This window comes from Rhodococcus qingshengii JCM 15477, assembly GCF_023221595.1.
Classification (GTDB): Bacteria; Actinomycetota; Actinomycetes; order Mycobacteriales; family Mycobacteriaceae; genus Rhodococcus_F; species Rhodococcus_F qingshengii.
On sequence record NZ_CP096563.1, the window covers coordinates 45,178 to 57,543 of the forward strand.

Here is a 12,366-nt window from a genome sequence, read left to right on the forward strand (position 1 = left end):
CGGCCGGTGATCGGATTGTCCATTCCGCCATCCGCTCAGGATAGTCCCCAGCTAATATGAGCAGTTGTAGACGAGTACGTATGAGGAGTCTTGTGGACGCGTTCGGTGTGCTCGGAAAAGTGTTGGGCGACTATCAGTCTTTTGTCTCGGGGTTCCTGAATATCAAGGATCCCGAAGTCAAGGCGAAAGTCGAGAGCGAAATCAAGAACGGCCTCCTATGGCCGGAACCCTGGCTGGCCTTGAACCCCGCTTTCGAACCGGGTGGGACGGTCAGCGAGCTCGTCGACTCCAACGTGCTGCACCCCGCGAATCGCGAGATCTTCCGCGCCCGCACCGACGGCGACCCATTCGGTCGCGAAATCGCCTTCCACCGGCACCAGAGCGACGCGTTCACCATCGCCCAACGCGACGAGTCGTACGTCCTGACCACCGGCACAGGCTCAGGTAAATCGATGTCCTACATCGTCCCGATCGTGGACCGGGTACTACGTGAAGGCAGCGGCAAGGGTGTCCGTGCGATCGTCGTGTATCCGATGAACGCACTGGCCAACAGTCAGCGCGGGGAACTGGAGAAGTTCCTCGGCAGGGACAAACCTAAGGTCACGTTCGGCCGCTACACCGGTCAAGAAAAGCGCACCGAGCGCGAGGCGATCCTGGCCAGCCCACCCGATATCCTTCTCACCAATTACGTGATGCTCGAACTGATGCTGACCCGTCCGCGGGAACGATCCGCTTTGATCACGAGTGCCGCGAATCTGTCGTACCTCGTGCTCGACGAACTGCACACCTACCGTGGCCGGCAGGGCGCCGATGTCGCGATGCTGATTCGTCGCCTGCGTGGAGCGGTAGGAGTGAGTGATCTTCAGTGCATCGGAACCAGCGCCACCCTGGCTGGGCCCGGAACCAGAGCGGAACAGCGTCAGGAGGTGGCGGAACTCGCCACGAGAATCTTCGGCACCCAGATCCCAGCTGAAAATATCATCGGCGAAACCTTGCGCCGCGCAACAAAAGGCCAGGTAGACAACACCGAACTGGCAGCTCGACTCGCTACGCCTGCGCCGACAACCTGGGAAGAATTGCACCGCGATCCGTTGGCGATCTGGACGGAGGAAACCTTCGGTCTCCGGGAGGACGACGAAGGAAAACTCGCGCGGCAAGTACCGACCCGACTTCAGGCCGCAGCGTCGGCACTGGCCGAGAAGACCGGTGTGGACGTCGCGCTGTGCGAGGACCGCCTCCGAGAGTTGCTGCTTACGGGATCGAAGGCTCGCGATGACAGCGGCCGACCACTGTTCGCGTTCAAGCTCCACCAGTTCATCGGAAAGGGCGACACTGCGTACGCCACCCTCGAGCGCCCGGATGCTCGCTATCTGACCACCCAATATCAGCGCAGCGCACCGGAAGGAACCGCAGGTAAGCCCCTGTTCCCGCTAGCATTTTGCCGCGAGTGCGGCCAGGACTATCTGGTCGTCAACCTCGACAGGGGCGGCGAGAACTTCAGCCCCCGCACCCTAAACGGTGGGCGCGGCGAGCAGGCTGAGGCAACAGGTCTACTCCTGATCACAGATACACCGTGGCCGGATATGCATGACCCGGCGCTCCGGGAATTGGTTCCGGACGACTGGGTCATCGAAACCGCCGGCACCCGTACTCTGGACAAGGCTCGGCGCACCCGTCTTCCACGCGGTGTTCGTGTCGATGTGTTCGGAACGATCACCGACGACGGACTGACTGCGGCGTTCTTTGAGACGTTGCACTTTTGCCCGAGCTGCAAAACCAGTTACGAAAGCTCGCGCCAGTCCGAGTTCTCCCGGGTATCGAGCCTGGGCACCGAGGGGCGCGCGAGCGCGGTGACCGTGTTGTCGCAGGCCGTGGTCCGCACGTTGAAGGCGGAAACAGATCTCGACGACGAGGCTCGCAAGTTCTTGGCATTTTCGGATAACCGGCAGGACACGAGCCTGCAGGCAGGGCACTTCAACGATTTCGTCTCGGTGGGCATGATTCGATCCGCCCTGTACCGGGCGGCACGTGATCAGCAGGAGAAGTATCCGGACGAGCCGCTGACCGACGAAGATCTGGGGCCACGGGTGGTCAAGGTTCTCGGCGGAACTCCCGCCGACTTCGCGAAAAACCCCGACGTGGAATACGCGGCGAAAAAGAAAGTCGCCAGCGCCCTGCGCGATTCGGTTGCATATCGGATGTGGGCGGATCTGCAGCGGGGCTGGCGCATCACCATGCCGAACCTCGAGCAGACCGGCCAGCTGCGCCTCTCGTACGCGGGTATCGACGAGCTCGCTGCCGATGAGCCGAAATGGGCGGATTTGGGCCAGCCGCTGGCCGGTGCGGAACCGGCGACCCGTCTTCAGCTCATGGGGGTATTGCTCGATGAGCTGCGTCGCCATATCTGCATCGAATCGGACTACCTCACCGAGGAGCGGTACGACAGCATCAAGCGGGCGAGCCAGGAATGGCTCCGTCCGCCGTGGGCGTTGACCGATGAAACCGGTATCTACGCCGGAACCGCATACCCGGGCAGCAGACCCAAATTTGTTGCCGGTACCGGCGCGGACCTGCATATTTCCGGTCTCGGCAATTACGGTCGGTGGCTTCGCCGACCGGACCGCTTCCCCTTGCACGATCACCCGCTCAAACCTGCGGACGCCGATACGTTGATTTCGAGCCTGCTCGCCCTGATGGCTAGGGTGGGGATCTTGGCGAAGATCGTCGAGAAGAACCGTCCCGTCGGATACCGTGTGCATGCGGGCATCATCGAATGGCATGCCGGGGACGGTGAGTACCGCGCCCCAGACCCGATCCGCGGAAACCAGACGCAGGGCCGGGTCAACCCCTTCTTCCGCCGTTTCTACGCCGAAACAGCCTCCGGTCTCGTCGGCCTCGAGGCACGCGAGCACACCGCGCAGGTCACCGCCGAGCTCCGCCAGGACCGGGAGGACCGGTTCAGCGATGCCGCGTTGCCGGTGCTGTACTGCTCACCGACGATGGAACTCGGCGTCGACATCAAGAGCCTGAACGTGGTGGGGATGCGTAACGTCCCCCCGACGCCCGCCAACTACGCGCAACGCTCCGGGCGCGCAGGCCGGAGCGGTCAGCCTGCCGTCGTCCTGACCTACTGCTCCACCGGCAACGCGCATGACGCCTACTACTTCGGGCGCAGCCAGGACATGGTCGCGGGCGCCGTGGCCCCGCCGCGGCTCGAACTGGGAAACCAGGACCTCGTCCGCGCGCATGCACATGCCATCTGGCTGGTGATCTGCGATCTGGATCTGAAATCCAGCATGGTCGATCTTCTCGAGGTCGATGCAGCCGGACAGCCGCTGCGCGATGAGGTGCGCTCCAAGATCGACTCGACAACCCATGCCGCCCGCGCCGTCGCCGCTATCAGTGCGGTGTTGACCGCTACTACTGAGGTCACCAGCGCCCCGTGGTGGAGCGATGACTGGATCGAGGAGACCGTCAAACGTGCACCTATCCGGTTCGATCGGGCTGCGGACCGCTGGCGGGGTCTCTACCGTGAATCTTTGGTCGAACTCGACAGCGCCAACGACATCCTCAAGAACATTGGGGCTTCGGAGCCTTCGAAACGGCAAGCCCGCGGGCGGATCTCCGAGGCACGCGCTGCCCTCGACTTGCTCAAAGGTCAGATCGACGACGTCAACCAGGGCGACTTCTACACCTACCGCTACTTCGCCTCGGAAGGGTTCCTACCAGGCTATTCGTTCCCCCGCCTGCCGTTGTCGGCGTTCATTCCCGCCGAACGCAGAACCAAGAACGGGCAGGGCGACTACGTGCAACGGCCCCGATTCCTCGCGATCAGCGAGTTCGGGCCAGGCGCGTTCATCTACCACGAGGGCGCCCGCTACGAGGTCAACCGAGTAAGCCTGCCCGCCCGCGAGGACGGGAGCGGTGTGAGCATCACCGAGATTAAACGATGCGAATCCTGCGGCTATCTGCATGACCTGAACGGGCCCACCAGCTACGAGGTGTGCGATCACTGCGGCTCCGCTTCCCTGCTGACGCTGAGCCGGATGATGCGGCTCCTCGCGGTCAAAACCCGGCGCCGCGACCGGATCAGCGCCGACGAGGAAGAGCGGCAACGCGCCGGCCACGAGATCGTCACCTCGATCCGATTCGAACCCCATGGCGAACGTGCTGGTCAGCTCACCAGCACGCTGACCGCCGGCGGCGACACCTTGGCCACCATGACCTACGGGGACACCGCGTTGATCCGCCGCATGAACGTGGGTTTGCGTCGCCGCAAAGACAAAGACATCAAAGGTCACCTGCTCGATACCGTCGAAGGTAAATGGGCGCGCGAAGCCGACCTCGCCAAAAATGACGGGGCATCCGACACGACTGGCGGTGATCGTGTCCAGCGTGTCGTCCCGTACGTCGAGGACCACCGCAATGCGCTGCTCATGCACCTCTCGGCCACTATTCCGGACGAACAGCGGATGGCAGCGATGTATGCGCTCAAACGAGCCGTCGAGGCCGTATTCCAGCTTGAAAGCAACGAACTCGCCGTCGAACCGATGCCCGGCGGCTCCACCCCAGACGCCTGGTCGCGGCTGCTGTTCTTCGAAGCCGCCGAGGGCGGTGCCGGCGTACTTCGGCGCCTCGCCACCGAAGAGCAGCAGATGCACGCAGTCGCCCGCAAAGCAATGGAAATCCTGCACTACGACCCCGACACCGGTAAGGACCTCGGCAAAGCGAAACATGCCGCCGAAGCCTGCGCCCAGGCCTGCTACGACTGCCTACTGTCCTACGGCAATCAATGGGACCACCAACTGCTCGACCGGCACTGCGTGATCGAACTGCTCGGGCAGTTGGCAACCGCAACTCTGGTAGTCGGCGGCGGCGGCGAGGAACGCACCGACCGATTGACCCGCCTCGAAGAACCCAGCAACAGCCTCGAAAAACAATTCCTGCGGTTCCTCGAAGAACACGGCTACCGCCTACCCGATACCGCGCAACAACTTGTCGACGGCTACTACGTCCGACCGGATTTCGCGTTCCACACCGACGGCGGCGACGTCGCGATCTTCGTGGACGGGCCGATCCACGATTCCGATCATCAGAGCGAGAAAGACGAGCAAGCACGCATGAAGCTCGAAGACGAAGCAGGCTGGCTGGTACTGCGCTTCCACCACGCAGACGCAGAAGGCGGATGGCGTGAGACAGTCTCTCGTCATCCCTCCGTATTCGGGCAGGGCAGGGCAGGCGCATGACCGTCACCGACTTCCCTCCCGGAACCCTCATCAACGCCCGCGGCCGCGACTGGCTCGTCCTCCCCGGAGCAACTGAGGGAACGATCCTCGCCCGACCCCTCGGCGGACGCGACGACGAAACAACCCTGCTGCTACCGCAATTCGACGATCCGAAAGCGGCAGTCTTCGACGCCCCCACAGTCGAGGATCGTGGTGACGCTGCCCGCGCCCGACTGCTCCGGGATGCTCTACGGCTCTCCTTCCGCGTCACCTCGGGTCCATTCCGATCGTTCGCTCAGCTGGCCGTCACCCCCCGCAACTACCAGCTCGTGCCGCTGATGATGGCCACCGCACAGGACACGACCCGACTGCTCATCGCAGACGGTGTCGGTGTCGGCAAGACCGTCGAAGCCGGACTGATCGCCGCGGAACTTCTCGCGACCGGCGACGCACAGCGCCTCGTGGTTCTCTGCTCCCCGCAGCTCGCCCCCCAATGGCAGGCGGAACTGCGCAGCAAGTTCGGGATCAACGCCGAGCTGCTGCTGCCCTCGACGGTGAACCGACTCAAGGTGCCGTGGGGTTCGACCGTCTACGAGCACTACCCGTACCTGATCATCTCCACCGACTTCATCAAACAGCGCAGCCGCCGCGACGAATTCGCATTGAAGTGCCCCGAACTGGTCATCGTCGACGAAGCTCACACCTGCATCGCGCCGAGTACTGCCGGGTCGAGTCAGGCCCACCAGCGGTACACGTTGCTCCGTAAACTCGCCGACGACCCCACCCGGCATTTGTTGCTGCTCACCGCTACCCCGCACAGCGGGGACGACGGGGCCTGGCAATCGCTTGTCGGGTTGCTCGACAACAGGCTCGGGGAGCTCCCCGCCGATCTGTCCGGACCCCATCGTGACGAGGACCGGAAACTGCTCGCTCAGTTTCTCATCCAGCGTCAACGCGCCGACATCCGCGAATATTTGGACGAGGACACCCCCTTTCCGAAGCGAGAACGAGCCGAGGAAAGCTACAAGCTGACCCCCGAATATCGGGCCCTGTTCGACAAGGTCATGCGCTTCGCCCGCGAACAAGTCTCCGATCCGTCGCTGAACACGGTGCGTCAACGTGTGCGGTGGTGGTCCGCGATCGCACTGCTGCGCTCGATCGCCTCGAGTCCCGCAGCTGCCGAGCAGACCCTGCTCAACCGCTCCGAACTCAGCGCCAGCGAAACGAAGGAAGACGCGGACTCCATCGCCGCCCCCCGCGTCCTCGATGTGGACCTCGACGACGCCGTCGAAGGCGACGACACCGCCCTCGGCGCCGATACCTTCGACAGTGACGGACCGGACGGGTCGGCCCGCCGTCGACTGCGCGAATTCGCCGCCATCGCAAAGTCATTGAAGGGCGTCAAGGGTGATGCGAAGCTCAAACGCCTGATCGTGCTTCTGACGGAACTCCTCGTCGAGGGCTATCACCCGATCGTCTTCTGCCGATACATCCCCACTGCCGAATACCTGGCCGAACACCTCGGCGCGGCATTGACGAAAAAACACCGCACCCTGCGAGTCGAATCGGTCACCGGCAACCTGCCTCCGGAAGAGCGGCAAGCGCGGGTCTCCGAGCTCACCGCTCACGACGGACCCAGGCTGCTGATCGCCACCGACTGCCTCTCCGAGGGAGTGAACCTGCAAGACGGATTCACAGCAGTGGTGCACTACGACCTCGCGTGGAACCCCACCCGACACGAACAACGCGAAGGCCGCGTCGACCGATTCGGTCAACGCGCCGATGTCGTCCGCGCGATCACCTACTACGGCGTCGACAACGGCATCGACGGAGTGGTACTCGACGTCCTGATCCGCCGGCACGAACGTATCCGCCGCAGCACCGGGGTGTCGGTGCCGATCCCAGTCGACTCGACCACCGTCATGACCGCGATTTGGGAGTCTCTCCTGTTGCGCGGCAACGAGACCGACCAACTCACTTTGGATTTGGGGTCAGCCACCTCGAGTGCGGTCACCGATGCCGTGGACATGCAGTGGATCGATGCTGCGGAACGTGAGAAGGTATCCCGCTCACGGTTCCGGCAGGCATCCCTGAGCCCCGATGCTGTCGCCGAGACACTCGCCGACGTCCGACGCTCCCTCGGCGGCCCCGCCGACGCCGAAGTGTTCGTCCGTGACGCCCTGACCTTGCTCTCCGGGCAGCTGAGCGAGACCGCCGACGGGTTCTCTGCCCGCATCGACACCCTTCCGCCGGCGGTCCGCGAACAACTACCCCCCTCGAAGAAGCCGATCCTGCAGTTCCACCGGTCCTTCCCGGTCCCGGCCGGCGATCACGTGCTGAGTCGCACTGACCCGACCGTCGAATCCATCGCACGCTACGTCCTCGACGCGGCTCTCGATCCCGAATTGCCCCCCACCCAGCGGCCCGCCCGCCGAGCCGGCGTCATCCGCACCACCAGTGTCGAGAAGGTCACGACACTGCTCGTCGTCCGATTCCGGCTCGAACTGATCATCCCCGGGGCCAAGACCACGATCACCCAGGTCGCCGAGGACGCCCAGTTCCTGGCCTTCACCAACAGTGGCGACACCCTGTCCTGGCTCGAGGAATCCGCCGTCGAAAACCTGCTTGCCGCACGCCCCACCGGAAACGTCGCGGACGAGCTCGCCCGCACCCAACTCGACCGAGTTCTGGGCCGCCTCGACGGCACCGTCGGCCACCTGACCAACCGAGGCGAGGCAATCGCTGCCGCCGCCGTGGCGGATCACCGCAAGGTACGTAAGAGCAGCAAAACCGGGATCAAGGGGCTACGAGCACGACTACTCCCACCCCCGGACGTCCTCGGCGTCTACGTCTACCTCCCCGATCGGAGCGCATCGTGAGTGGGCTGTCCGCCTTCAAATCCGTACGGACCGTCGGCACCGTCCTGCCGAGCGAGGCACTCACTCGGGCCGTTGACCTGCGCATGCCAGGCCAGAAGGCCGCCGACTACCAACTCCCACCCGGAATGGCAGTCAATGCGGCCATCGCCCGCGGCTGGGAGGCGATGCTCGCAGCCCACCGCGAGTGGACCCAGTCACTCGATCGTCTGCCACCGGGAGATCCGGCGACCAAACTCACCCGCGAGAAGTGGATGCTCCCGCTGCTCTACGAACTCGGGTGGGGACGCCCCGAGGTGGTCGGCGGCGGTCTCGACGTGGAACCCGGGCTCGGGGAAACTGCTCCACCGCACTTCCCGATATCCCACCGCCTGACCTGGCCCAACTCCACACAACCCACAGTGTGGGTGCCGTTGCACCTGCTGGGTGCCGGTGTCTCGCTCGACAGCAGAACCGAGGGTGTGACCGCGAGGGCACCCCAGTCGATGGTGCAGGACTACCTCAACCGCGAGGACCGCGCATTGTGGGCAGTGCTGTCCAACGGTCGATCGCTGCGACTGCTGCGCGACGCATCGACACTGGCCAAACAGTCCTACGTCGAGTTCGACCTCGACGACATCTTCACCAATCAGCGCTACGCAGATTTCCGGCTTCTCTTCCTCACCGCTCACGCGAGCAGATTCGCCCCACTCTTCGAAAGTCCCGCAACGGAACTGGCCGAGAGTGACATCGAACCTGCGGACTCCGGGCTCAAACCAGAGGACTGCTGGCTCGAAACCTGGCGCACCACCGCGATCGAAGACGGCGCTCGGGCACTACTCACCCTTCAGCAAGGCGTCGCGACCGCATTGCAACACCTCGGAACAGGCTTCGTGAGCCACCCGGCGAACACTGCACTCCGCGACACCCTCGCGCACGCCCAGGACGCCGACCGCGACCTGCACCGCGCACTACTGCGCATCGCTTACCGGCTCATCGTCCTGTTCGTCGCCGAAGACCGGGACCTACTCCACACCCTGTCCACCGAATCCGATGCCCGTGTGCTTTACACCGAGCACTTTTCCACAGCACGATTGCGCCGCATGGCCAGCACACGGGGCGGTAGCCGCCACACCGATCTGTGGGAAGCACACCAAATCGTCACCGACGCCCTCTCCGGCGAAGGGCTACCGGTACTCGGGCTGAACGGATTGGGCGCGACTCTGTTCGCGCGCGAGAACCTCAGCGTGCTCGGAGGCGCGAAACTACCCAACAACAGTTTCCTGGCCGCCATCAAAGCTTTGGCCGAGATCGACGACCCGGCAACAGGTACCCCACGGCCGGTCGACTACCGCAACCTCGACAGCGAAGAACTCGGCGGAATGTACGAGGGGTTGCTGGCTTTCACTCCCCGCTACGACGCCGCGGCCCGTACATTCAGCCTCGAGATCGCCGCCGGTAACGACCGCAAGAAGTCCGGCTCCTACTACACCCCTTCCGATCTCATCGCACTCGTCCTCGACGAGGCACTCAACCCGCTGATCGACGAAGCCATGCGCACACCCGACCCGGAAGCGGCGCTACTTGCTCTCACCGTCGTGGACCCGGCAGTAGGCTCAGGCCATTTCGTTGTCGCCGCGGCCCGCCGTCTGGCCGCAGCCGTCGCCACGGTGCGCACAGGAGACACCGAACCCAACCCGATCGACCTACGGGCCGCCACCGCCGATGTCATCGAACGCTGCATCTACGGTGTCGACCTCAACGATCTCGCCATCGAGATCACCAAAGTCGCCCTCTGGCTCGAAGCCTTCGACGCACAGCGGCCCTTCCCGTTCCTCGACGCACACTTCAAGGTCGGCAACGCACTCCTCGGCACCACCCCGGAACTGTTGCGCCACAACATCCCCGACACAGCATTCACTGCTCTCGGCGACGACGACAAACAATGGACCAGCAAACTCAAAGCCCGCAACAAAGCCGAACGCGCCGCGAACGAGGACCAGCTGACCTTCAGCTTCGGGCCGGAAACCTTGAACGTCGAGACCACGAAGTTCACCAAAGCAGCACGCGAAGCTGACACCGGCCGCGCCGCCGACCTCAGGCGAATGCGGGCCCGAGCCGATGCATGGCGCACTCTCGAAGCAGACCCCGACCTTGTTGCTGCGAAACTAGCAGCCGACGCCTGGTGTGCCGCATTCGTTCAACCCAAGACGAAAACGGTGGGACCGCAACCGGAGAACTTCGCGTCCTCCGGGCAGGGCATCACCCACAACACTCTCCGGAACATCGTCGAAAACCCTGACGTCGTTCCCGAAACTATCGTCCCATCGGTGCGGAAGCTTGCTCGCCAATACCGTTTCTTCCACTGGCACCTAGAATTCCCCGGGATCTTCACCGTCCCCGACGACGGCACCGCAGCCGACCCAGAAACGGGTTGGACCGGCGGGTTTTCTTGCGTCGTCGGCAACCCGCCGTGGGAACGCGTGAAGATCCAGGACAAGGAATTCTTCACCAACATCGGCCGTATCGATATTGCCGACTCGAAGACAGCGGCCCTCCGCAAGAAGATGATCGACGCGCTCGCCGAACAAGACCCAAACCTGCACCAGGCCTACCATGATGTGCTCCGGCAATCCGACGGCACCACTCACCTCCTATTGCGTGGTGGACGCTACCCGCTTACAGGTCAAGGCGACGTCAATACCTATAGCGTGTTCGCCGAAACTATGCGCACCATCACCGCGCCCGACGGGACCGCCGGAGTCATCACTCCCACCGGACTCGCCACCGACAAGACAACCGCACCCTTCTTCTCCGACACGCTCAGCAGTGAACGGCTCCTTGCGTTTTATGATTTCGAGAACGAAGCAAAGATCTTCGCTGGTGTGCACAATCAGTTTCGGTTCGCCATCACGGCAATGTCCGGCAGCAGACGCACAGCAGCACGTGCCAGGTTCGCCTTCTATACTCGCTACCTGTCTGACGTGGCTGCCAGGCGCTTCGACCTTTCGCCTAGCGAGGTGAAACTGTTGAATCCCAATACAGGAACTGTTCCAATTTTCCGCACCCGTATCGACGCCGACATCACCCTCGGCATCTACCGCCGTCACCCCGCGCTCATCCGAGACGACGCACCCGACGGAAACCCCTGGGGCCTGAGCTTCACGCGACTCTTCGACATGGCTAACGACTCGGGACTGTTCCACCAGCCGGAGGACCTGGCCGACGCAGAATTCAACGGATGGTCCTACGAACGAGATGACCGTGAGTATGTGCCCCTGTACGAGGCGAAAATGCTCAGCCACTTCGACCACCGCTTCTCCACCTACCGCGATGCAACCCAGGCCAATTTAAATAAAGGAACCCTGCCGCGGCTGGATGACGACCAGCATCAGGACCCTAGCCTCGAGCCCCTCGCCCGTTATTGGATAGACAGACCCAAAGTCGCAGAGGCGCTTCACGAGAAATGGGACCGGCAGTGGTTGCTCGGCTGGCGCGACATTACCAACGCAAGTAATCAGCGCACGTTCGTTCCCTCAGCGCTCCCGGCTTCTGCGGTGGGTGATAAGTTTCTGCTGGCTTTCCCTAAGAACAGTGCGCATGGCCCGCTACTTCACACAGTGTGGTCAACCCTCGCTTTTGACTACGTTGCGAGGCAGAAGATCAGTGGAACCGGGATGAAGTACTTCATCGTCAAACAGCTCGCATGCCCTACCCCGTCCATCTTCGAGGAACGCGCTGCTTGGCAATCGGAAAGGTCTCTCGCTGCGTGGGTTACCCCATACATTCTCGAACTGTCGTATGCATCATGGCGCATACGGCCCTACGCGCAGGAGATGGGCGACAACGGCGCACCGTTCCACTGGGATCCCGAGCGCCGATCATTGCTCCGGGCTGACCTTGACGCGGCATTCCTCCACGTCTACGGCCTCACCCGATCAGAATCTGAGCACGTTCTCGACTCATTCCCCGTTGTCCGTAAATACGAGGAGCGCGATCACGGCGAATACCGCACCCGTCGTTTAGTCCTGGAAGCCTACGACCGAATGGCGACCGCGATCGCCCGAGGCGGAACAGGTTGGGAATCGTTGGCCGAGGTTCCGGCAGGAGAAGGGCCTCGCCATGCCGGATGAACAGGTACCTCAGGCGAGCGGAACCGCGCCGGAACTTGAGGTCGCATCTTCAGAAACTGGCCCCTCGAGTAGCAGGCCGCAGGGGCATCGAAGCCCAGGCATCATCGAGGAACTCCTCACCGCGATCCTGATAGACGGAGCCGATACCCATCC

Annotated in this window: 3 protein-coding genes; all 3 read left to right on the forward strand. The window is 63.2% G+C overall.

Annotated elements, in window-relative coordinates; genetic code table 11:
• Positions 1-80: 80 nt before the first annotated feature.
• The 3 genes from M0639_RS00205 to M0639_RS00215 are packed head-to-tail and all read left to right on the forward strand — an operon-like array spanning position 81 to position 12,213.
• On the forward strand, positions 81-5,246 hold the full coding sequence (locus M0639_RS00205) for a DEAD/DEAH box helicase (protein ID WP_231915188.1): 5,166 nt from the start codon (positions 81-83) through the stop codon (positions 5,244-5,246).
• The gene (locus M0639_RS00210; protein ID WP_064073646.1) at positions 5,243-8,104 is read left to right on the forward strand and encodes a helicase-related protein; all 2,862 of its coding nucleotides are present in this window, start codon (positions 5,243-5,245) and stop codon (positions 8,102-8,104) included. The genes M0639_RS00205 and M0639_RS00210 overlap by 4 nt, the downstream gene beginning before the upstream one ends.
• Positions 8,101-12,213 carry an Eco57I restriction-modification methylase domain-containing protein gene (locus tag M0639_RS00215; protein WP_064073645.1) on the forward strand — a complete coding sequence of 1,371 codons (4,113 nt, stop codon included), beginning with the start codon at positions 8,101-8,103 and terminating at the stop codon, positions 12,211-12,213. Before M0639_RS00210 ends, M0639_RS00215 begins: the two co-directional genes overlap by 4 nt.
• Positions 12,214-12,366 lie beyond the last annotated feature (153 nt).

Coding starts and splice junctions, on each gene's coding strand:
- M0639_RS00205 (WP_231915188.1), top strand. CDS start 81: ATGAGGAGTCTTGTGGACGCGTTCGGTGTGCTCGGAAAAGTGTTGGGC.
- M0639_RS00210 (WP_064073646.1), top strand. CDS start 5,243: ATGACCGTCACCGACTTCCCTCCCGGAACCCTCATCAACGCCCGCGGC.